At 45.9% G+C, this 22693-nt stretch carries 23 protein-coding genes; 13 read left to right on the top strand and 10 right to left on the bottom strand.

Going from position 1 to position 22693, the window contains the following annotated elements:
- Positions 1-61 precede the first annotated feature (61 nt).
- Complete coding sequence (purU, locus tag AAEY83_RS00825; RefSeq protein WP_084212606.1) at positions 62-991, top strand: formyltetrahydrofolate deformylase; 930 nt, start codon at positions 62-64, stop codon at positions 989-991.
- 108 nt (positions 992-1099) lie between these two features.
- Here purU and AAEY83_RS00820 read toward each other — a convergent pair whose 3' ends face one another.
- Positions 1100-1891, bottom strand: coding sequence for a cytochrome C assembly family protein (locus AAEY83_RS00820; RefSeq protein WP_025644574.1), 792 nt, complete (start codon positions 1889-1891; stop codon positions 1100-1102).
- A gap of 447 nt (positions 1892-2338) precedes the next feature.
- Here AAEY83_RS00820 and ffh point away from each other — a divergent pair, with 447 nt between their 5' ends.
- From ffh to AAEY83_RS00785, 7 genes are all read left to right on the top strand, one after another.
- Positions 2339-3892: a signal recognition particle protein gene (ffh, locus tag AAEY83_RS00815; RefSeq protein WP_025644572.1), complete on the top strand. Its 1554-nt coding sequence runs from the start codon at positions 2339-2341 to the stop codon at positions 3890-3892.
- A gap of 133 nt (positions 3893-4025) precedes the next feature.
- Positions 4026-4742, top strand: a complete 717-nt coding sequence (gene tsaB, locus AAEY83_RS00810; RefSeq protein WP_051397401.1) for a tRNA (adenosine(37)-N6)-threonylcarbamoyltransferase complex dimerization subunit type 1 TsaB — start codon at positions 4026-4028, stop codon at positions 4740-4742.
- 216 nt (positions 4743-4958) lie between these two features.
- Entirely contained in the window at positions 4959-5801 is an 843-nt protein-coding gene (locus tag AAEY83_RS00805) for an undecaprenyl-diphosphate phosphatase (RefSeq protein WP_025644568.1), read from the top strand.
- A gap of 1 nt (position 5802) precedes the next feature.
- Entirely contained in the window at positions 5803-6651 is an 849-nt protein-coding gene (locus tag AAEY83_RS00800) for a class I SAM-dependent methyltransferase (RefSeq protein WP_025644566.1), read from the top strand.
- A gap of 60 nt (positions 6652-6711) precedes the next feature.
- Positions 6712-6951 (top strand): hypothetical protein, encoded by a 240-nt coding sequence (locus tag AAEY83_RS00795; RefSeq protein ID WP_025644564.1) that lies wholly within the window; start codon positions 6712-6714, stop codon positions 6949-6951.
- A 14-nt stretch (positions 6952-6965) separates the two neighbouring features.
- Positions 6966-7904 carry a 4-hydroxybenzoate octaprenyltransferase gene (gene ubiA / locus AAEY83_RS00790; RefSeq protein ID WP_037058772.1) on the top strand — a complete coding sequence of 313 codons (939 nt, stop codon included), beginning with the start codon at positions 6966-6968 and terminating at the stop codon, positions 7902-7904.
- A complete protein-coding gene (locus AAEY83_RS00785) occupies positions 7897-8547 on the top strand; it encodes a DUF4112 domain-containing protein (protein WP_025644560.1) in 651 nt (216 codons plus the stop codon). Before ubiA ends, AAEY83_RS00785 begins: the two co-directional genes overlap by 8 nt.
- Before the next feature lie 47 nt (positions 8548-8594).
- On the opposite strand, the gene AAEY83_RS00780 is transcribed toward AAEY83_RS00785, so the two are convergent.
- The 6 genes from AAEY83_RS00780 to ispZ form a co-directional block, all read right to left on the bottom strand.
- Positions 8595-9212, bottom strand: a complete 618-nt coding sequence (locus tag AAEY83_RS00780) for a hypothetical protein (RefSeq protein ID WP_025644558.1) — start codon at positions 9210-9212, stop codon at positions 8595-8597.
- Positions 9213-9312: 100 nt separating this feature from the next.
- Positions 9313-9738: a secondary thiamine-phosphate synthase enzyme YjbQ gene (locus AAEY83_RS00775; RefSeq protein WP_025644556.1), complete on the bottom strand. Its 426-nt coding sequence runs from the start codon at positions 9736-9738 to the stop codon at positions 9313-9315.
- Positions 9739-9750: 12 nt separating this feature from the next.
- Positions 9751-11838 (bottom strand): FAD-dependent 5-carboxymethylaminomethyl-2-thiouridine(34) oxidoreductase MnmC1, encoded by a 2088-nt coding sequence (mnmC1, locus tag AAEY83_RS00770; RefSeq protein ID WP_025644554.1) that lies wholly within the window; start codon positions 11836-11838, stop codon positions 9751-9753.
- Positions 11839-11988: 150 nt separating this feature from the next.
- A complete protein-coding gene (locus tag AAEY83_RS00765) occupies positions 11989-12429 on the bottom strand; it encodes an SH3 domain-containing protein (RefSeq protein ID WP_025644552.1) in 441 nt (146 codons plus the stop codon).
- Positions 12426-12737, bottom strand: coding sequence for a YciI family protein (locus AAEY83_RS00760; protein WP_025644550.1), 312 nt, complete (start codon positions 12735-12737; stop codon positions 12426-12428). The genes AAEY83_RS00765 and AAEY83_RS00760 overlap by 4 nt, the downstream gene beginning before the upstream one ends.
- Positions 12738-12899: 162 nt before the next feature.
- Positions 12900-13451, bottom strand: a complete 552-nt coding sequence (ispZ, locus tag AAEY83_RS00755) for a septation protein IspZ (protein WP_025644548.1) — start codon at positions 13449-13451, stop codon at positions 12900-12902.
- Positions 13452-13613: 162 nt separating this feature from the next.
- Here ispZ and AAEY83_RS00750 point away from each other — a divergent pair, with 162 nt between their 5' ends.
- Together AAEY83_RS00750 and AAEY83_RS00745 are read left to right on the top strand one after the other, a co-directional pair.
- Entirely contained in the window at positions 13614-14498 is an 885-nt protein-coding gene (locus AAEY83_RS00750; protein ID WP_025644546.1) for a PHP domain-containing protein, read from the top strand.
- Between the two features lie 239 nt (positions 14499-14737).
- Positions 14738-16186: a GGDEF domain-containing protein gene (locus tag AAEY83_RS00745; RefSeq protein ID WP_025644545.1), complete on the top strand. Its 1449-nt coding sequence runs from the start codon at positions 14738-14740 to the stop codon at positions 16184-16186.
- A gap of 41 nt (positions 16187-16227) precedes the next feature.
- Here AAEY83_RS00745 and truD read toward each other — a convergent pair whose 3' ends face one another.
- Positions 16228-17409, bottom strand: coding sequence for a tRNA pseudouridine(13) synthase TruD (gene truD / locus AAEY83_RS00740; protein WP_025644543.1), 1182 nt, complete (start codon positions 17407-17409; stop codon positions 16228-16230).
- 448 nt (positions 17410-17857) lie between these two features.
- Between truD and AAEY83_RS00735 the strand changes: the two genes are divergently transcribed.
- Both AAEY83_RS00735 and AAEY83_RS00730 read left to right on the top strand, forming a co-directional pair.
- Positions 17858-19459 carry an FAD-dependent oxidoreductase gene (locus tag AAEY83_RS00735; RefSeq protein WP_025644541.1) on the top strand — a complete coding sequence of 534 codons (1602 nt, stop codon included), beginning with the start codon at positions 17858-17860 and terminating at the stop codon, positions 19457-19459.
- 96 nt (positions 19460-19555) lie between these two features.
- On the top strand, positions 19556-20197 hold the full coding sequence (locus tag AAEY83_RS00730) for a GNAT family N-acetyltransferase (protein ID WP_025644538.1): 642 nt from the start codon (positions 19556-19558) through the stop codon (positions 20195-20197).
- A gap of 14 nt (positions 20198-20211) precedes the next feature.
- Here the strand turns inward: AAEY83_RS00730 and AAEY83_RS00725 are convergent, their stop codons facing one another.
- Entirely contained in the window at positions 20212-20421 is a 210-nt protein-coding gene (locus AAEY83_RS00725; RefSeq protein WP_025644536.1) for a hypothetical protein, read from the bottom strand.
- Between the two features lie 215 nt (positions 20422-20636).
- Here AAEY83_RS00725 and AAEY83_RS00720 point away from each other — a divergent pair, with 215 nt between their 5' ends.
- On the top strand, positions 20637-21005 hold the full coding sequence (locus AAEY83_RS00720; RefSeq protein WP_025644534.1) for a hypothetical protein: 369 nt from the start codon (positions 20637-20639) through the stop codon (positions 21003-21005).
- 170 nt (positions 21006-21175) lie between these two features.
- On the opposite strand, the gene gorA is transcribed toward AAEY83_RS00720, so the two are convergent.
- Entirely contained in the window at positions 21176-22531 is a 1356-nt protein-coding gene (gorA, locus tag AAEY83_RS00715; protein ID WP_025644532.1) for a glutathione-disulfide reductase, read from the bottom strand.
- Positions 22532-22693: the final 162 nt, after the last annotated feature.

The following is a 22693-nucleotide window of genomic DNA, read 5'->3' as shown; positions in this document are numbered from 1 at the left end:
TATGCCATTAGAATACTTTTAACTGATGGCAGGCTACGTTTCATTTTTAATTGGGCGCACTATGTCAGACAATACCACGACTGCTACAGCAAGCATAAAGTCGAGCAAAACTTCTCAAAATGTACTATCTACTGATGTTATTGATACCGCGACGCTACTCATTAAGTGCCGCGATCAAGCGGGCATCGTGCAAGCGGTATCTGAATTTATTCATCGCTATGGCGCGAACATCATCACCTTAGATCAGTACTCCACCGCGCATGAGGGCGGGCAGTACTTTATGCGTTTAGAGTTTGCTTTGGCAGGCTTGAGCGAAATTATGGATAACTTTGAGGCCAGTTTTGCGCATACGGTTGCTAAGCGCCACAACATGACGTGGCGGCTACACAACAATGCCATCAAGACCAAAGTCGGTATCTTAGTGTCAAAGTTCGATCATGCATTATTGGACTTATTATGGCGTCATCAGCGCGGCTTGCTCGATTGTGATATTACGTGTGTGGTCAGCAACCATCCTGACCTGCGCCAAGCGGTAGAAAACTTTGGCATCACTTTTCATCATGTACCGGTGATGAAGGACAACAAAGCAGATGCCGAAGAGCAGATTCATACGCTGATGGCAGGCAATGACTTATTGGTATTGGCGCGTTATATGCAGATATTGTCGTCCGATTTTGTCAAACGCTGGCCGATGCAGGTGATTAATATCCATCACTCATTCTTGCCGGCGTTTGTCGGTGCAGATCCGTATCGGCAGGCTTATGAGAAAGGCGTAAAATTGATTGGCGCGACGGCTCATTATGTTACCGCCGAGCTCGATCAAGGTCCTATTATTGAGCAAGATGTGCACCGCGTCACCCACAGACAAGGGGTAACAGAATTACGCGCTATTGGTCGAGATATTGAGCGCAATGTGTTAGCGCGCGCGGTCAATTGGCACGTCCAAAACCGAGTGATAGTCGCTGGTAATAAGACCGTGGTGTTTAATTAAGGTATTTAATTAAATAGTGCTGAAATCACTGTAAGTCAGTAAAAAGGCCGCCAGTCATTTTCTATTATGACTGGCGGCCTTTTTATGTTTGCTGCTTGAAAATACCAACTATAGCAGCATTTCTAATACAAACTTGCTGCCAATAAAGCCAATTGCCAATAAGATAAACGCATAAATGGTCATATTGGCAGCACGTTTGCCGCGTAGGCCGCCGCGCCAATTGCCTATTAATAATAAGCCAAATAGCAACCAAGACAGGACGCTGAATACGGTTTTGTGGGCGATGTGCTGTGCCATCAGGTCTTCAACGTAGATAAACCCGATACCTAGCGCTACGCTCAGCAGTACAAAGCCGACTAAGATCATATCGAATAGTAAACCTTCCATACTTTGTAGGGAGGGTAATTTATTGACCCAAAAGCGATGGATGGTTTTGTGCTTAAGCTCACGAATTTGTAGGCGTAAAAACAGCGCTTGTACCGCAGCCATCAGTAGCACACAGTAAGCAGCAAAGGAGAGGATAATATGTGTCTCTAGGCCTAAGCTGACCTCAGTTAACGGCTGATAGGGCGCGCGGCCGACATAGCCTGCGGTCATACCTAGCAATGCAGTAGGCGCCGCCAAAATCCCTAAACTGATAATAGGGCGGTACAATGAGAACAGCACGTAAAAAAGTAAGAAAAACAAACTGGTTAGACTAAGGACGTTAAATAGATTAAAATTTAAACCATAAAGCGTGACAATATAAGGATATAGCAGCACTGCATGAGCAAGCATCCCGATTAATAGCAGCGCAAGGCTAACGGATTTATGGATAACTCTATTCGTCGTCAACGCCCAGCCGATATAAAGACTGACCACAATATAAGCCGTACTGGCAATCACAAACGCAAGTAACACAGGCATGCCTCATGAAGTAGCAGCGGCGCAAAACTATCGCTATTATGACTTAGCGGCGCTCAAGTGACTGCTAAAATGATATGATTAGAATAATCGTTCAATTTATCATAAAATGGTCTCTAATTGAGAATCATCTCATTTATTATTTTTGCTATAAGTTTTGATACAGCTCATCCTAAAGACAAAGAGTACAGCTACAGTAGCACTGTATTTATCTTATAGTGGATTGGCTATACCTTTATTTTATTCTCGCTTTAGGACTATTATGTCGAGTTAAACTAGCAATGGCTCGTTACCGCTGATATACGAAGCTGGTCTATAAAGTCCAATCCCTATTTAGTAATCATTTATTTGTTATAAGCTACAGAACACAGAACACAGAACACAGAACACAGAACACAGAACACAGAACACGTTAAAACATTCACTGAAATACGAGACATACTTATGTTTGATACCTTAACCGAACGCTTATCATCGAGTTTGCGCAATATCGCTGGTACCGGACAGCTTACCGAAGACAATATCAAAGATACGCTGCGCGAAGTGCGTATGGCATTACTAGAGGCTGACGTGGCGCTACCTGTCACCCGTGACTTTGTCAAACGTGTCAAAGAGCAGGCACTGGGTGCTGAGGTGCTAAAAGAGCTGGCGCCGGGCCAAGCCTTTGTCAAAATCGTCCATGACGAGCTGACCGAGATGATGGGCAGCGCCAATCAGCAACTAGAGATGACGGGTAAGCCGCCAGTCGTTTACTTGCTCGCCGGTCTACAAGGGGCGGGTAAAACCACCACTGCCGGTAAGCTTGCCAAGTACTTACAAGAGCGGCAAAAGAAAAAAGTCATGCTGGTCTCAGCCGACGTCTATCGTCCAGCCGCGATTAAGCAACTTGAGCAAGTCGCCGGGCAAGTGAATGCTAAGTTTGTCAATTCTACGGTGGAAGAAGATCCAATTGAAATTGCCAAGCGCGCTATCGAAGAGGCAAAAATTCAATATCAAGACATCTTGATCATCGATACCGCCGGCCGCCTTGCCATCGATGAGGCGATGATGAACGAAATTAAAGCGCTAACGGCGGCGGTCAATCCGTCTGAGACGCTGTTCGTCGTTGATGCCATGACTGGGCAAGATGCGGCTAATACCGCTAAGGCCTTTAACGATGCGCTGCCATTAACGGGCGTTATCCTCACCAAAACTGATGGTGATGCGCGCGGCGGTGCGGCGTTATCAGTACGCGCTATCACCGGTAAGCCTATCAAGTTCTTAGGACGCGGCGAGCAGTTAGACGCGCTTGAGGCCTTCCATCCTGAGCGTATCGCCCAGCGTATCCTTGGCATGGGTGACGTACTCAGCCTAGTAGAAGAGGTCGAGCAAAAGATTGACCGTGATAAAGCTGAAAAAATGGCGAAAAAGATGCAAAAGGGCGGTGACTTCGACCTTGAGGATCTATTGACCCAGTTTCAGCAAATGAAGAGTATGGGCGGTATGGCAGGGTTTTTAGATAAGATGCCGGGTATGGGCGGCTCTGATATGCAAAAGGCCGTCGAAGACGCTAAGCCTGAAGAAAAAGTGCGTGAGATGGAAGCGCTTATCAATTCGATGACGCCGTTTGAGCGTAAAAACCCAGATAAGATCAACCCAAGCCGCAAGCGCCGTATTGCCGCAGGCTCTGGGCGTGAGATTCAAGACGTCAACCGTTTGCTCAAGCAGCACAAGCAAATGGCAAAGATGATGAAAATGATCTCAAAGCCAGAAGGCATCAGTAAAATGATGAAGTCGATGCAAGGGCTAATGGGCGGTGGCGGCGCAGCGGGTGGCGGTGGTCCGTTATTCGGCGGCGGTAGTGCCAAAGGGCAAGGCGGCATGAAAAATGTCAATCAAGCCGAAATGGCTAAGCAGATGGGTCTCGATCCTAACAATATGCCAAGCGCGGAAGACATGCAAAAGCAAATGGCGGATATGCAAAATCAGATGCCAAAGGGCTTTAAAAAGCGCTTTTAATAAATATTATAGTGATGCATGACAAAGCCTCAAAGCTAGCTTTAGCTTTGAGGCTTTGTGTTATGATAAGCGCTATTTATAACTACCAATTTGCTAGCAAAAAATGAAGTCTTTAACATAAGCCGAGGTCATGATGTTTTTAGCTATGGATACCGTGTTTGATCAGTGTTCGGTCGCCATATTGGATGGCGAAGGGCAAGTTGTCTTTAGCCAAACCGAAAAAGGCAAACGTGAGCAAACGCGGCAAATACTGCCGATGATAGAAGCGGCTTTGCAGGCTAGCGACTTGCCGCTTAGCGATATGCGGGCACTGATATTCAATCGTGGCCCAGGCGCTTTTAGTGGTATTCGTATCAATACTGCGGTGATACAAGCGCTATCGGTGGCGCATGATTTGCCTTGTGTCGGCGTATCGAGTTTGCAGGCTATCGCGCAGAGTGCATATCAGCAATACGGCTTAACGCACGTTTATAGTGCTCTTGATGCGCGTATGCATCAAGTATACTTTGGTGAGTATGCGCTAGCAGATAACGACAGTCGAAGTGCGATTATGCAGCCCATGCTGACTACTGCTAAAGGTAATGCGGATGAAGAGAACGGTACGGAGCGCTTATTAGATTATGAGCGTCAAACGGATAATAATTTGCCGATAGTAGGCAATGGCGCAAGCTTACTCACTTTGCAAGATGAGCAAATCATGCATGACGATATTTGGCCAGATGCGGTGATCATTGGCCAAATTGGTATCGCAAAGTTTATGGCGGAGGGCGGTACAGAGGCGGCAGGCGCATTGCCAAAGTATCTGCGTAATCAGGCTTGGAAGACTCTAAAAGAGCAAGGCAAAGCTTAAGGGGCTTAACGGTTATCTATTTGTTTTTTTTAACAAAAAATATTCAATATAAAAATGTTGTAGCGCTACTGGGATGAATTTTGCGCAGCATCGAATAAAAGCAGCACGCAAGGAGGGCTTATACCAGTAGCGCCCTTCAATTCATGACAACATTGTTTTTAATTAACTATATCATCATATCGAGCAGGCGCTACGTCTGTGGTTAGGAAAGCGTACGTGGACATTATTTTATTTATTCAAGCCGTCATCATGGGTATCGTAGAAGGTATCACTGAGTTTTTACCCATCTCTAGCACCGGCTATCTGATTTTATCTGCTGATATCATGGGCTTTTGGACCAAAGAAAAGGTCGATCTGTTCGTCGTCGTGGTACAGCTAGGCGCTATTCTCGCGGTTATTTACGACTATTGGGGCAGGCTGTGGCAAGCGCTGATAGGGCTGATAACCGGTAAGTCTGAAACGATGGGCAATCCGCGTCAGCTCGGGCTTAGTTTGATTGTCGCCACTATTCCGGTGATGATCGTTGGCTTTACTTTCGCCGATCAGATCAAGGCGTACCTGTTTAATCCTATTGTTGTCGCTATTATGCTCATCATCGGTGGTCTGCTGATATTTTATGTCGAAAAGCGCCCGAAAACGATTATCGCCAAAGAGGCAGAAGAGGTGAGTTTTAAGACCGCGCTAATGATAGGTCTATGTCAATGTTTAGCGTTAATACCAGGCACCTCGCGCTCGGGCGCAACCATTATCGGTGCGCTTTGGCTTGGCGTTTCGCGTAAGGCTTCGGCAGAGTTTTCTTTCTTTTTAGGTATCCCAGTGATCGTTGGTGCAGGCTTGCTTGATTTAGCGAAGCATCATGAGGTACTGGCTAGCAGTGAAGATTGGCTGGTATTAGCGATAGGCACGGTCGTGTCCTTTATCGTAGCGCTGCTATGCATACGCTGGTTGGTTGCTTGGGTAAGTCGCCGCGACTTTACTATTTTTGCTTGGTTACGCATTGTCACCGGCGTTATCGTGTTACTAGCAGCTTGGGTGTTTGGGTATCAGTTTGCCGGATAAAATGATAAAACTACTTTATGTTGACCACTCGCAGCTTGCCGCTGTTGAGCGCCTGCAGACATTAATTGCTGATAATCAACTGCCAATAACGCTCGCTGTAGAGCGCATTAAAGGTAAAATAAAACAGCGGTTAGCAGCACTAAATGCTGAAGGCGAGCAAGCCGCTTTGTTATTGGATAACAAAAATAAACTATCCTTATTAAAGGATGGTCTCAGCGTAGCACCAGAGTGGGATAAATTGCAGCGGCGGGTAGTGAGCGCCGGGCGTAAGTCGGAGCTGATATTAAGGGCGGCAAAAATCAGCGCAGACAGCCAAGTGATAGACGCAACCGCAGGCTTTGGTCATGACAGTTTGATATTGGCCAGCACCGGCGCACAAGTCACCATGCTCGAGCAAGAGCCGCTTATGGCATTATTACTATTCAGTGAGCAGCAGCGCATGAGTGCACAGCCCAACTGGCAAAAACTGATGGCGCGCTTAACTATTATCAACACGGACGCACTAAGTTATTTTGCTCAATTGCAAAAAAACACGACTGACCAAGCCGTAGCCGTTAATGTCGTTTATTTAGATCCGATGTTTCCAGAAGACAGCTATCAAGATAGTAAGACTGGCAAAGGCGCAAAAGTCGGCAAGCAGATGCAAGCGCTGCATCACCTCGCTCATCCGCCGACTTTAGATGAAGAGATGGCATTACTAAATAAAGCGCAGGCCGTGGTGGCCGATAATCAAGAAGGACGAGGACGGGTTATCGTCAAGCGTCCGCAGCAAGCGCCATTTTTGTCTCAGCAAAATCCCGATGAGAGTTGGCATAATGCAGCCGTCCGCTTTGATGGTTATTTCGTTTAGTGGAATATGAGCCATTATGTTTATATTGATCTTTAGTAGCAGTCAGCTTAGGAGAGAGCGATGTTAACCATCATAGTTTGGGCAGTAGGAGCCGCATTATTATTAATAAATATATTTTTGCGCACCCGTATTTTGCGTTTAGAAGGCGAGCTTAAAAAGCTACGCACTCCGCAAGAATATATGACCTATCTACGTCAGCAAAACGTCCAAGACAATAAAGTTGCAGCAATCAAGGCATTACGTAAGCAGTATCCTGAGTTGTCGTTAATCGAAGCCAATAGTCTGTATGAGAACCTATAAAGAGCATCAAAGTTATGAGTAGTACGCCCTTAGAGTTAAGCCTAAAAGACAAGCTGCATGCCTATATGCAGTTGACGCGCTTTGATAAACCAGTCGGTATAGAGCTGCTACTTTGGCCGACGCTGTGGGGTGTGATGCTAGCAGCGATGGGGCAGGCGCAAAAGCAGGGCATGGTGGCCGGCTTGCCTAGTCTAAAAGTATTTATTATCTTTGCGCTTGGGGCGATTTTGATGCGGGCGGCAGGCTGCGCGATTAATGATTTTGCCGATCGTAAAGTCGATGGTCATGTGACGCGCACGAAAGGCAGGCCGCTTGCTGACGGTCGTCTGTCAGGTCGTGAGGCAGTCGCCGCGTTTTTAATATTGGTGACTCTCAGTGCTTGTTTATTGTTTTTTTTACCGATACAAGTGTTCTATTGGTCGCTTGGTGCAGTAGTGCTAGCGTTTATTTATCCGTTTATGAAGCGCTTCACCCATCTGCCGCAAGTGTTCTTAGCTGCCGCCTTTGGTTGGGCGATTCCAATGGCTTATGTGGCGGTACAAGGCGCGCCTGATATTTGGTGTTGGCTGTTGTTTATCGCTTATATGTGCTGGACGGTGGCCTACGATACCCAGTATGCGATGGCAGATCGCGAAGACGATCTAAAGATTGGGGTCAAATCCACCGCGATACTCTTTGGCCGTTTTGATATCGTTATCATCTCTATTCTACAAGTATTGTTTTTGCTGATAATGGGCGTGGTATTGTGGCATTATTTTGCCCCAACGAGCTTAAATATCATTCCTGTCTTTGGCTTAGCCTTAGTAGCAATGATGTTCGCTAAGCAAAACAGCGCCTGCGCTAGCCGTCAGCCGATACCTTGTTTCCAAGCTTTTTTGGCCAATATCTGGGTCGGGCGTTACGTCTTTGTCTTAACCGCTATCTTTTGTCTATGGACGACTTTCAATGGGTAAATTCTCTGAGTCATTAAAGCGACGCTCGACTAAGAAGCCTGTAGTTAATGAAGTACAAACAGCTTACGAGATTAATCTTGCTGAGCATGGCTTGACCCGCGAAGAGGTTATTGCTACTGAGCGTAAGCTTGCCAAATTCGCTAATACTATGGATTCGGTGGTGCGCATACCTTTCACTAAGCAGGGCTTAGGTGCGGATGCGGCGCTATCCACCATTCCACTAGCAGGTGATATAGCCGGACTGATATTGACCAGTTATGCGTTTATTTTAGGCCGGCAATTAGGCGTTCCTGCCAATAAAATGACCCCAGCGGTACAGCTGGCACTGGTTGATACGGTAGTGGGTATCGTGCCCGGTATTGGCACCTTACTCGATATCTTTATTCGCCCAAGTCGTAAGACTTTGACTATCGTTCATCAGCATTTGCAAGACGAGTATGGCATTACTGAGACCACTCATCTAGATCGGCCGTTTTTGCATCAGAGCCTAGAGGATAAGCAGCGGCAGAGTGCGATTTGGCGCAATCCAGTCGTCGCTTGGATATACTTGCATATTCCTGATATTTTGGGGCTTATTATTATTGTCTTTGTGGTGCTGGGACTTTGGACCGTAATCAACGGGTTAATCGGCTTATTTTCTTAGGCTGAAACTATGAGTCTGACTCTTTTTAAGTCAGCCAATCATAAACACTAAGTCTGAGTCACTACTTCCGCCTCAGCGCTAGTCGCTTCATAACTTGTGATATTGCCGTTTTCTATTAGATCTATACTACTACCGCCGCCATGACTGACCAGCTCTATGCTACCATCCTTGGAGCGATAAGTAGGGTTATTACCTTGACCCTCTGGCGCGCTCAAGGTCAGTTTAGGTCTATTAGGTAGGGTAACAATCGCATTCAAAACACCTGTCGCTGATGTCTCAAAAACTACCGATAGGCTCTCACCACTAGCACTGCGATACTCTACATCGGTAATCTGCGTGCCTTTTATCGCCTGCTCTGGGTTTGGGCTGCTGGTCTCTGTGTTAGTCGTCACTCCTGCTGCGCCAAGGTCGTCCTCAAGTGACTCAAGCTCAATATCATGCTCGCTTGACGTCTCTTCTACAATTGTCGCCGATTTTTGCTCATTTTCTTCATTATTGACATCGGTTTCTTCAACTGTTGTTGCTACAGGCGCGGCTGACTCCTCAATGACTACCGTTTCAGTTTCAGGCTCTTGTTGGCAAGCTATCAATGCGAAGCTTGCTATACCTAAAGCCATAATAGGTAGTAGGCGAGTTTTAGGCTGAGTCGTAGATAAGTTTTTCATAATCGATGCCTTATTATTGATATACAAGCGCTGTAACACGTAACAGATGAGTTAAATTTAAGCCCACCCTAAGCTAACCACTTTTTTATTTTGTACAAACTTAACTGCTGACCGTAATAACCACTCGGCGCTTACCACCATAATCTCGGTGCTCGCACAAATAAATTCCTTGCCAAGTACCGAGTCCTAACGCGCCATTCACAAGTGGTATGGTTAAGCTCACCCCAAGCATTATGCTTTTAAAGTGTGCAGGCAAGTCGTCGCTTCCCTCAAGTGTATGACGATAATGGGGCTGATCGGCGGGCGCAACTTTATTAAGCCAATCTTCAGTATCTAAGCGCACATCAGGGTCGGCATTTTCATTGATAGCAAGGCTGGCTGAGGTATGCTGCAAAAATAGATGCACTAAGCCTATTTTTGTATCTCTCGATATCAGCTTGTCGATAGCTTGGTTAATCTGCGGCGTAATAATATGAATACCGCGCGAGTAGGCGGGTAGGGTTAGGGTGGTTTGTTGATAAGGCATCAGTTGCTCTCGCTATGAGGTTAGTGGCGTCTGCAGGCGTTTACGATTCGGCGATAACTTGCTCATCATCTCGCTTGATAAAGGCGCAAACGCTCCTAACATAATATCAGCCAAAGCCTCGGCACATACCGGTGCAAAGGCATAGCCTTTTGCGCCCATCGCACTCATTACCCATAGGCGCTGACTGCCCGTTAGTTGACCAACGATAGGATGATAGTCTGGCGTTTGCGTGCGTACGCCTGCGCGCGCTTGCCAAGACTGCATATCGCTTGGAACAATAGCGTCAAGCTCAGGAATAGCTGTGATTAATTTATCACGGCTAACCTCATGCTCATCTGCTCTTACACTAGTATCAATATCATTACGCACAAAACTTGCACCCAATAAAAACTGCGACTCTCCTTCTGCTACAGGATTTAACTTAGCATCGCCAGTTTTTGGCGTAAATAGACTACAATACCCGCCATATTTAAGCGGTAGTTTCGGTAGACTGCCAAGCTGTTTAGCAGTCGGCGTAAACCAAGACAGCTGCCCACGTATCTTACGACAATCAAAAATACGCTCGTCTAACTGATGACTCTCAAACGCGGCGCAAATTACTACATTTACTGCTTGTAGTGTGATTGTACTAGCGCTTTGTTCTGTATGATTGTGACCGCTAACGCTGATATGGTCTTTTTGCTCGTCTATCTGAGTCACTTCTAAGCGTTTAAAGCGAATCAGTGGATGAGCCAGAATAACGTCCTTTAATGCTTGCGGATTGATTAGACCTGACTGCGGTAGATATAAGTTCTCAGTCAAATCCTGCGCCGTTAATCCTGACAATTCACTTGCTTTGCTAGCTGGCAAGGTTGTCGCTAAATCATCAGGGTAAGCACTAATCTGACTACTGTCGATATTAGCCTTTAGTAGTAAATCAAGCGCCGCTGTCGGCTCGATAATAGGCGCGATATCTAGCTTTTTTGCTTGCTCATTGAGCTGTTTATAGAAGCGGCTGCTATAGAGATAACCGATCGTATGTAGGTGCTCATTAGCGTGATGAAGTGGCGTCATCTTCGGTGCGAGTAGGGCGCGCGGATTGCCCGATGCCCCTGCTAATGGCGCTGTTTTATCCAGTAGAGTCACTTTGATGCCGCGATTAGCCAACGACCAAGCCAGCATTAGCCCTGCAACGCCAGCACCAATAACGATATAGTGATAGTTATCTAAGGTAGAGCTTCGCTTAGAGTTATCTTGAGTAGGAGTTGTCGGCAAACTCTCACTGACTCTGGCAGTCAGCATCTCACGCTTACGGCCAAAGCCTTTGACTTTGTTTATCGTAAAGCCATGCTCTTGTAAGCCGCGTTTGACCACTCCAGCACAGCTATAAGTGGCTGCGGTAGTGACAACAAAGGAGAGACGCTGCAATTGCGCAAAAATCGTCTCTGCCCACAATGACTCATTGCAAGAAGGGGCAAAACCGTCTAAAAACCAAGCATCCACTTGTGGTTTGCTTCCAGTTTCAGTATCCGCAGTGCTAGTAGTTCCAGTATCTGTCGCTAATTTCGCTAGACTACTCTGAGCCTCACCAAGCCAAATATCAACGGTGAGATTATCCTCCTCGAAATGCAAGCGATGACAGCCTTCGATAAGGCTAGGGTATACCGCCAAAAAACTTTCAATATTTTGTGCCAGCTCAGGCGCGCGCATGCTCCACATACCCAAGATTTGCCTTAAGTCTGTCAGGAGGATAGGGTGCTTCTCGGTAGTGATAAAATGCAGTCGCGCAGTGTCTAGATTGGGATGTTCGACTCGTAGCTGTTGCCATAATTGCCAAACCGCTAGCAGATTAAGGCCAGTACCAAAACCTAATTCAGCAATAGTAAAGCACTGATGAGCTCTAAGATTGGCCAAGCGCTCAGCAAGCTGATTGCCCTGAATAAAAACATAACGCGACTCAGCTAAGCCGTCGGCATGAGAAAAATACACATCGCCAAACTCACCAGATACCGGCACTCGGTTACCGCTATCGTCACTCTGCCATGCGATATTGGCAGGGATAATCGGGTTTGCATAAGCGCTAGTGCTAGTGTTGGTAACATTAGTGACAAGAGTAGACATAGAGATCTCAACGGCTAAGAGAGATAAGAAAGGAGGTAGCTGACATAACCGACTATATCAGCTTAATTTATGAAATAACATTGTAAGGTTAGCAAGATTAGTAAGACATAGAACAGCTTAAGGGTATCTAAACTATCAAAATTAGCAAAACTACCAGCGCTCTCGGCGTACAAATACTAGCCAAGAGATAAAAATACCGACCAGTAAGCTAATCAACACTGTAAAAGCACCGTATAAAAACAGCTGACCTTTGCTCTCATAAACCAAGACATTAGCCTGTGTCTGCAAGTCATTGACTTGTCGCTGCAACTGCGCGTTACGGCTGAGTAGCTGTTGGTTGGCGGCCGATAGCGCTTGGTCTGTTGGCTGTAGTTCAGTGGCAAGCGTTGGTTTGCCATCGGCATCGGTAGTCGCCGCTGGTCGCACTGACGTTGACGTCTCAGCCGGCTCGGATTGTGCGGTTGTTGGCTCTGTAGAAGATACGGCTGATGCCGCTTGCACACTAGCAGCGCTGAACAGTAAGGCCATAGCCAGTAGAGCAAACAAAGCGCACTTGATGATATAAGTTGGCACTAAAGAGGTTTGACTCACGATGATAAAACCTTATCGCTAGGTAGGGTGTGGATAAAAGGTCTGACATCGACATGGCTATACACGCCATCGCGTAGATAAGGCTCAGCATCGACCCAAGCTTGCGCTGCTGCTAACGACTCAAAATCCGCGATAATAACACTACCTGACATCGCTGCCGCATCATGTTCAATAGGCGTGGGACCAGCGATAATTAGACGCTTGTCGCGCTCTAGAGCTTGCAAGCGCTCGACGTGTTCTGTCCGCGTGATCTTACGCTGGGCACTGCTATTTGCCACATCGTGACCGATAATTACAAATAAGGGCATTAGGTTTCCTTTAATAAGAATAATGAATAATAACGACTTATTATTATCAAAATTAGCATTTAGTAAAGTGCTGTTATTCGTATATAGTCGGTGCTCATTAACAACCTCTCATAACACGATAAGCTTCAGGGGTTGTATGAGCAAACCATTGAATAATAAGCGCTATTTAGGTTTTTGATCCGTCAAGGCCGGATTAATATGGTTTTTTAATACCGCGAACTGCGCAATAATAAATACCAGCATAATAGGTATCCAGCCGTAGGTTTTAAAATTAATCCAAGCCTCATCAGACATCGTAAATGCCGTGATATAATGAAGCACACCCATTAATACAAAAAACAAAGCCCAAGCGACGGTCAGCTTTTTCCAGCCGCTCATGGTCAGAGTGAAGACCTCTTTCATCGCCAATTGCATTAAGGGTTTATTAATAGCGGCGCTGACAAACAATGTTAAGGCAAAGATGCCATTAATAATAGGGGACTTCCAACGTAAATAAACGTCATCACGCAGCAGCAAGGTGCCGCCACAAAAAACAATGGTCAATAATAACACCACCCATTGCTGCTTATCGAATTTGCCTTTTTGGCGAATAAAGTGAATGGCATAAACGATGACAGTAGCGATAAGCAAAGCGCCCGCCGCTGCCAAAATACCATTTTGCCTAGCAACAACGAAGAAGGCAATTAGGGGAATAAAGTCTAATAAGGCTTTCATAGCAGATGAGATGTCCAACAAAAACGTAGAGTGTAGTTTACACGTCTACTGTACTAAACAAAAGCAGTCAGAGCTGCAATAACCATATATAACCAAGCAGATATGGCTGTTACCTTTACTTTCTTTATTTTGATCTGACGATAACACTTTAAGGCCCGCTTTATGAAGATAGACTTGCATTGTCACAGTACTTGCTCTGATGGCACTTATGCGCCTACTGAGGTGGTACAGCGTGCTCATAGCGCCGGCGTTGAGGTATTGGCTTTGACCGATCACGACACGCTGCTGGGTATCGATGAAGCAAGAGCTGCAGCTACTGCTTGTGGTATGCAGCTGATTAACGGCGTTGAGATCAGTTGTGAGCATACGCTAACGGGCGGTTATGGTAAAAACAAATCCACCAACAAGATCATTCATGTAGTGGGGCTTGATTTTGCTGATCGCGCGCAGATGCATGCCACCTTGCAGCACCTGCAAGACAGCCGTGCGACGCGCGGTCAGCGAATCACCGAAAAACTCAGTGAGCTTTTGGCTATCGATTATGATGAGCTTTGGCAAGATGTACTGACTAAAGCAGGCGGTAATCCGCAAGCAGTAGGGCGCGCCCATATTGGGCAAGTGTTGTTTGAGCGCGGTGAGGTCAAAACGGTACAAAAGGCATTTGACAAGTATCTGGCAGATCACAAGCCAGCTTACGTGGCGATTGAGGCGCTGAGTATGGCACGCGGTATCGAGCTTATTCATGCATGCGGCGGCAAAGCAGTGCTCGCGCATCCTACCCGCTATCATCTCTCAGCCACGCGAGTGCGTAAACTCATCAAAGAGTTTGCCGAGCTTGGCGGCGATGCCTGTGAGTTACCGGCTGATAGTGAGCCGGTCAGCACTCGGCGTATGGTCGATCGCACTATCGCTGAGCATCAGCTAGCCACCTCTATAGGTAGCGACTTTCACGGTAGTAACATGCCTTGGCGACGCCTTGGTGATGTACCTACTTTGCATGAAGAGCAGCGAGGGATTTGGCAATCCTTTGATTCATTATCTTGCTAGGGCGTGTTGAACATTCACAAGACTGACGTATAGAATGACTATACTTACAATTTTTATCTGCAAATCGTCTAAAAAATAGTCTCTGTCAGTGCCACGGTCGAATGCTCAACAAACCCTAAACTTGCGCCTGTTAGTTTTTTGAGCTATTGAGATTTTATTATTGAATCAGCACTTTACATTCGATAATATCAATAAAAAACTCGATTTATTTATACCAACCTGTATACGGCTGCGTATCCATGGCTATTTCGATATATCAATTAGGCTATAAGAAGCTCTCTCAGATTATATTTGAATGGCAAATAGCCGATCGTACCTCGCTACTTGCCTTATTTATTTTTATAGAAGTCGCTCTGCATTGGTTGTGGTTTTTTGTGGTATGGTTGTGCCGAGATACCGTTGAACCTTATGTCGATATGCATCTGTTTTACCCGCTTTGGTTAGGCGTTACGATCACTGGGGTGCTGCTGTGGTGGATGATTGGTTATTTATCACGTATAAAAAGTAACTATAAACAACTACTGCGTTGGCAGCTTACATTAGTGCTGCTCTATACGGTTTATATCACTTCTATTATCATCATGGTCGGCTACAGTAGTCTAGTCGCTGGCGTATCGCTGATTAGCGGTGCTATTTTGGGGATGATGCTTATAAAGCGTCGTTATGCATGGCGTATATTTTTATTACAGATATTTTTAGTGCTACTGGCCATTATCTCTCCTTACTTTGGTATCAGTTTGCCCAATTTGCGGCAAATGCCGGTCATCTCTCCGCTGATTGATATTTATAGTTATCTCACTTATAACGAGATTATGACTATCGAAAACGCTATTGCCGCTTTTATTTTCACAAAAGAGACCTTGGATTGGGATGATATTAGTGAGCTACAGCGCTCATCGACTTTTTTTTGGCGCTCAACTCATGTCTATTTGGCACTTCCTAAAGCGCTTTTTACCGTCTATATTTTTCGTAAGCTGCTATATATCTTGGATGAGAGTAGAAAGGAGATTTTGGAGCATGCCCATAAAGATGAGCTAACGACTTTAGATAACCGCCGTTATGGCTTGACGCAAATGCAGCAGACCTTAGCAGACGCTACAGCCACGCAAGACTATAGTGTGATTTTATTAGATTTAGATCTTTTTAAAGAAATTAACGACAGCTATGGCCACAATGTAGGCGATCAAGTATTACGCGAAGTGGCGCAAGTCTTAATTGATTCGCTAGCGACGACTGACGCTATCATTAGTCGTTATGGGGGTGAGGAGTTTTTGATTGTGCTACCCAATACAGCACATGCTGAGACCCTGAGTATCGCTGAGCAGTTGCGAGTAAGAATCGCTGAACACGTCATCCAAACCGAGGACAAGGATAGTGTCAAAGTGACTGCGAGTTTAGGGATTTATACCTTAACGGCTGATGAGCTCACGGTGATCAAAGACAGGCACTTCTCAAAAGAACGAGCGCTACTCAGCTCACAAGCGAAACCGACGCGCACGCGAGCAGCAGTATTTAGCCAAAACAAACCCAGCGGTTCTGCTAACGCTTTATCCGATATTCAGCAGCAGCTACCAAAGGATATCTGCCAGCACTTGATCAGTAGCGCTGATAAAGCACTATACGAAGCCAAAGATAGAGGGCGCAATGAGGTGGTCAGTGCTAATGATTTATTAGCAGTGGAAGCATAGAGGCGCAGTTGTTAACTTAATGACAGATAAATGTCTATAAGCTAGCGTACCGTTAAATGCTCAACTACACTTGCCAATACGCTAGTGGCAAAGCTGCCTGTCGTCAACGTAAAGCTCAAGACCAGCGTTTGCTCCCCATCTTGCTCATCCGCCCATCGCCAGCTCAAATCCTCAACCGGTAGTCGCAGTGCTCGTCTTTGCGCTTTTACCTCACGCTGCTCAAGTCCTGTTGCTAAGGCCGCCAATAAAGCATCTTGCTTTACGACTGTGTCCTCTAATTTAGCAGCTTCTCCTGCTACTTTATTATTGCCTGCGCCCCACATGACCGCGGTTGGATGAATATCACCGCTGGCCAATCGCGCTTGCAAGGTCTCATCCATGTGCTCGCTGGCAAATATCGAGCCTGAGCCATTTAGATTAAATACCTCGCCATTTAATCCTGTATTCCAGCTGCCGTCTTGCACTCTAGCGGCCAATATCTGATTAAAAATGAGGCTTCGCGCCGCCGATAACTCCATCGAGTTTTGCTCGCGTACGGCACTTTTACGTTTATTTTTCTTTTTAGCTGATGAAGTGCTTTTTAACGGTCTGGCAAATAGGTTTAGCGCTTCGCGGATATTATTACCACCAAAACCAAAGCGCTGCGGACCAAAATAGTTAGGCACGCCGGTCTTGCTGATGGTCTGTAAGTGCTGCTCTACGGATGATTTATCGCCCAGCGTTTGATCTTTTGCAAACTCAATATCACGTAGAGTAATCACAAATTGATTGGCGTTATGCGTACCGCGATTTAATTTTTTATTATGCCAATGCTCAGCGATAATTTTGACCGTCTCATGCTCCTTGATATCTACAGGCGCAAAGTCGCTATCAGGCTTTTGTTTTTTAGGCAGCCGTAGACTAAACCACTGCGTCGTTAGCGCTTGGCGATCTTTAAGTCCTGAATAGCCGACATCGCGCAAAGGTATGTCCGCCCATTCAGAGAGTAATTTAGCTAAATAAGCGGTATTAATCCCTGATTTTTTGATATGTAGCCACAAGTGCTCACCCTCGCCTGTGAAGTCTACCTCTAACCGCTCATTGACCACAAAGTCTTCAGGCTTAGCTTTATAGAGCGCCTGTTTGATAGGTGGCTTCATAGGCTGAGGTAGATCAGCGGAATGGGTTACTGCCGCAAAGTCGATAGTGGCAGGGTCAAGATGTTGATTCTCTATAGCAGTCATAAGAAAGTCATTTAATAAGTGATAAAAGAATTATAGTCAGATCAGACAAAGATTGTTACAAATCTAAGCGCGCTACTGGTATAAATTTTACTTGCGTGCTGTTGTCACAGAGGCTGCGCAAAATTCATTCCAGCAGCGCTATGTCACTCTTAAAGTGAATTGACTATAGTAAGACATTTAGGTTGATTCACTGAGTAAAGTAGCATAAACGCTTAACGCTTAAACTATCGAGTTTTGGATTAACCGCTGAAAAGTTACGATTTGCAACGCGCTAGATATACAAAAAAACATCGCCCGCCAAGTGGTCTTGCTACTATTAAAGATAACGCCATTTTTAATGGTGCTTATTTATCTGCAATATTAAAAAAGTAGTGCTTCACAATCAGCCTAGTAGAAGCAACTAACGATCAATGCCTAATAATGAAATAGCAAACGTTAAGGATAACTTATGACTGACAATAACAAAATTACTATTAGCGCAGAGGGTATAAAAGATGGCGGTATGAAGTCGTTCAAACAAGACGATGATAGTATCATTTTAATCACCCGCGATGGCGATGAGTTTAACGCTTTTGATGGTAAATGTCCTCATGCAGGCGCGGACTTAGGTGAAGGACTACGCTGCGGTAATCGCGTGATTTGTCCTTGGCATCACGGCACTTTTGATAGTATTGATGGCTCGCTGATAGAGCCGGTTGCGATGAAAGGCTTGACGCGCTATAGCGTGACTAGGCAAGGCGACAACTTAATCGTTGATACGACTAGCAATATCAACGAACGAGCAGATAACGATCAGCTCGCTGATACGCATACCATCATCGTCGGCGGCGGCGGTGCAGGCTTTATGACCGCCAATCAGCTACGTCACACGGGTTATGGCGGCAAAATCACCCTAATCAGTGCCGACAATAAAGCGCCTTATAATCGCCCTTTGTTGTCCAAAGCGTTTTTAGCAGGTCAAATGGATGAGAGTAAACTTATTTTAGGCGGCTCAAATTGGGCTGATAGAAACAATATCGACTTGCGTCTGAATCAGCGAGTCAGCGAAGTCTTGCCCAATGAGAACGCCATTATTATCGAAAATAACAATGGCGATAATGAAAAACAAAGCGCAGACTTTTTGGTGGTGGCGACCGGCGCTGAACCTAAGATACCACCGTTTAAAGGTGCTGATCTTGCAGGCGTGTTTACGCTACGTAGCATGAGCGACGCCAAAGCCATCAAAGAGGCCAGCCAAGATAAGCAGGTGGTCATCGTGGGTACTGGGTTTATCGGCATGGAAGCTGCAGCGGCGTTATCGCAAGCAGGCGAGGCCGCCTCAATCACTGTCGTTGGTCGTAGCGCGCGGGTAATGAGCAATATCGTCTCTGAGGCGGTGAGTAATGCGCTCGTCAAACTGCATGAAGAAAATGGGGTGCGCTTTGTGTTTGGTGCAGGTGTTGAGAGCATCGATGGAGACGGCAGTCACGTCAGCAGTATCACACTGTCAGACGGCAGTACGCTGGCAGCGGACGTGGTGATTTTGGGTACAGGAGTAGCACCGCGCACTGATCTGCTTGAGCAGGTAAATGATCCTGATGGCGTACAAGTCGATAACGAGTTGCAGCTGCGCGATGGTGTATATGCGCTAGGCGATATTGCCAAAGCCACCAATCAGATGGGACGTATGCGTATCGAACATTGGCGCGTCGCCTTGCAGCATGGTATCGTAACCGCAGGCGCTATCTTGAATGATGATAACGTTAACACGCTAGAGGAACGTATTCCTTTCTTTTGGACGGCGCAATATGGCAAGAGCCTGCGCTATAGTGGTCATGCCGCGACGCCAGATAAAGGCATTTTATTTGGTACGCCTGACGATTTAGATTACATTGAGTACTATTTTGATGACGAAGGAGAGAATACTCGCGCTAGTGCCGCCAGCTCCCTAGGCCGAGACAAAGAGCTGATTGCTTTTAGCGAATTATTACGCCGTGGTCATGCGCCAACCCGCGCTCAAATCAATGCAGGATTCGATATTATCGAGCAAGCCCATGCGCTATCACCATAGACTAATTAGCGGTTAATAATTATCATAAAGGCTGTCCTAGTATATTAGGTCAGCCCTTTTTATTAGCAGTAATGTTTAGCCCGAGAGAGTACCCAAATGACTGATACCGCGAAAAACAAAAAAACTGACAATGACACTGCTGACAAAGCAGCAAAAGTATTTTTGCGGCAAGCGGATGCTAATGATGTGAGCGCTTTAGAGCAACTCTTAAACCTCTGCTATCGCCAAGATGAAGGCTGGACCAATGAGGCCGATTTGGTGGGCGGTATTCGCACTACGGCAGACGAGCTAGCTGGCGTCATTGCCAATCCTAAGCACTATGTTTTTGTTTATCCACAGACCGATACCGGCGAGCGCGGCGGCAAGGAGATAGGCGAGCTATTGGGCTGCATAGCTGTCGATATAAAGGTCGAGACAGGTTCAGATAAAAAATCTCATAGTAACAAAGCTTATATCGGTATGTTTGCCGTACATCCAAAGCTGCAAGGAGCGGGCATCGGTAACGTGATATTGCAGGCCGCCGAAACTTTCGCTGAAAGACATCTAAAAAGTAACAATCAACCCACCCGTCTTACTATGTCCATCTTAAGTCACCGCCCTGAGCTATTAGCCTACTATCAGCGCCGCGGTTATCAGCTAAATGGTAATAGTATGCCGTTTCCTGTCGATGGCAATAATGGCGAGCCTAAGCGCGATGACTTAGTGCTATTGGAGCTTGAGAAAATCGTTAACGCATAACAGCGGACTTTACTTTATGCGCCCCAAAAGTGACCAAAAGTCATAAACAGCCCAATGCTGAGCAAGATAAACGCCACAATGATTAAGCGCTTGAACCAGTTAAAAGCAGGCAAGCGGGTCGCAGGGTCGTCAGACATCAAAAATGCAAACAAGAACAATAAACTTGCTGCTAAAGTCATAATGCCTAAGCCAACAGGTAAAATATAAAGGTAGACGGCTACCATCTTGCAACTCTCTTATCGTTTATTAGAATACTGGCATAATAACAGCAAGGATATTGAACTGTCTGCAAGTCACTTGAGGCTAAGGCATAAAAAGAGCAAGATACTAGCAAAGATAAAAGGCTATAAAAAGCAGTGCTATTGACAAAGAAATTATGTTGGGTTTTAAAGGGTGTTTAGGTATACTTTGAGCACTACCTAATCGAAACGAGAATATGATGAGACGTATAAAAAAATTAGCAATCATCGCTGTATTGACACCGCTCTTTGCCGCTTGCTCGAGCGGCCCCTCTGATAGTGACGTAGAAGAGCTGATTCAGGCGCAGTATGACAAGGCCAATAGCATCATGGACGATGCAATGGTGCAAGCGGGCGATGATGAGATGGCAAAAGCTGTGAGCGGCATGATGGCAGGTATGATGCCAACGCTTGAGAGCGTAGACAATGTCAGCTGTGATACGACTGAGGATGACAACACTTATCTGTGTACCGCTGATGTCACGCAAACCATCGGTGGCAATAGTCGTACTGATAGCGGCGCTTTTAAGGTCAGTGATGTCAATGGCGAATGGGTATTGACGCCATAGTGGTTGGTATGAGATACAAACGATGAAAAAAAAGGAGTGCCCAAGCGGCACTCCTTTTGTTATTTAACTCTATATGTTTACTCTTTATTGATCAGCTTCTAGTGACAGCAATAACACTTGTTAACGCCTATAACGCTCATCTAGCGCCCATTAACGCTCGTTAACGCCCACTAACGCATTGTCACAAACTCTTCTGCACCGGTTGGATGAATAGCAACGGTATTATCAAAGTCTGCTTTGGTCGCGCCCATCTTCACTGCTACGGCAAACCCTTGCAGCATCTCATCGACACCGTAACCGATGCCATGTAGGCCAATGATTTTCTCCTCATCACCTAAGCACACCAGCTTCATTACGCACTTTTGGCGATGCTGAGTCACGGCGCTATACATCGAGGTAAAGGTCGAGGTGTAGCACTTAATGTTGTCTTTGCCATGTAGCTTGACCGCGTCAATCTCAGATAAACCAATAGTACCGATAGCGGGATGAGTAAATATAACCGTCGGTATCAAATCATAAACCAAATGCTCATTGGTCTTGTTGTTAAACAAGCGCTCAGACAGACGCCTACCAGCGGCGATAGCAACTGGTGTCAGATCAATGCTGTTTTCGATAATGTCACCGACCGCGTAAATACCATCGACATTGGTATTTTGGAATTTATCGACTTTGATTTTACCATTGGCAGTCGTCTCGACTCCGGTCACCTCCAAGTTGATATTGTCAGTAGACGGCGCGCGGCCAATCGCCCAAATCAGACAATCAACCGTATCTAGCGTGCCATCTTTAGTAAATAGCTCTAAGCTGCCATCTTCGTTTTTATTGACCTCAGTGAGCGTAGTGTTGGTATGTAGATGAATACCGTCTTGCTCCATCTCTATCAGCAGCGCCTCGACGATAGTATGATCAAACGAGCGTAGCGGCGAATGCTGACGCACGTATAGATGCACCTCAGCGCCTAAGCTGTTGAGTACGCCTGCGATTTCAACAGCAATATAGCCTGCGCCTGCGATAGCGACGCGTTTGGGCAAATGAGTCAATTCAAAGAAGCCATCAGAATCGATACCGTGCTCTGCGCCTGGGATATCAGGGAAAATAGGATGACCGCCCGTCGCAATCAAAATATGATCAGCAGTGATTTGCTCGCCATTGACCTCTACGGTATTGGTATCGACGAATTTAGCAAAGCCTTTAATCACTTCCACGCCATTTTTGGCTAAGTTATTGTCATAAGAGCGATGGATATTCTCGATGTACTGCTGACGGCTTTGAATGAGTTTTTGAAAATCGAAATTCTTTAACTCAACCTCGAATCCGTAGTCTGGCGCGTACTTCTCAATCGCCTCAGCGACTTGCGCGCCGTACCACATCACCTTTTTGGGTACGCAGCCCCAATTGACGCAAGTGCCGCCTAATTGCTCCGCTTCGATAATCGCGCACTTTTTGCCATAGCTTGCTGCACGGTTAATGGAGGCAATACCGCCGCTACCGCCGCCAATGGAAATATAATCATAATGCTTTGTCATTGTTATGTCTCTTCATTAAGTTTCGGTACAGTTTTGAACTCTATTGTAATGGGTATGGATAATCCATCTTACAAGTTTTTTATCACTTAGATTAACACATGAAGTGCAATACCAAATGCAAGGTGAAAAAAAGACCTAGATGCGCTAGCATCAAAGTTTTTA

The sequence above is a fragment of the Psychrobacter sp. TB20-MNA-CIBAN-0197 genome (assembly GCF_040309765.1).
Taxonomy (GTDB): Bacteria; Pseudomonadota; Gammaproteobacteria; order Pseudomonadales; family Moraxellaceae; genus Psychrobacter; species Psychrobacter submarinus.
This window is presented reverse-complemented; position numbering and strand designations above follow the sequence as displayed.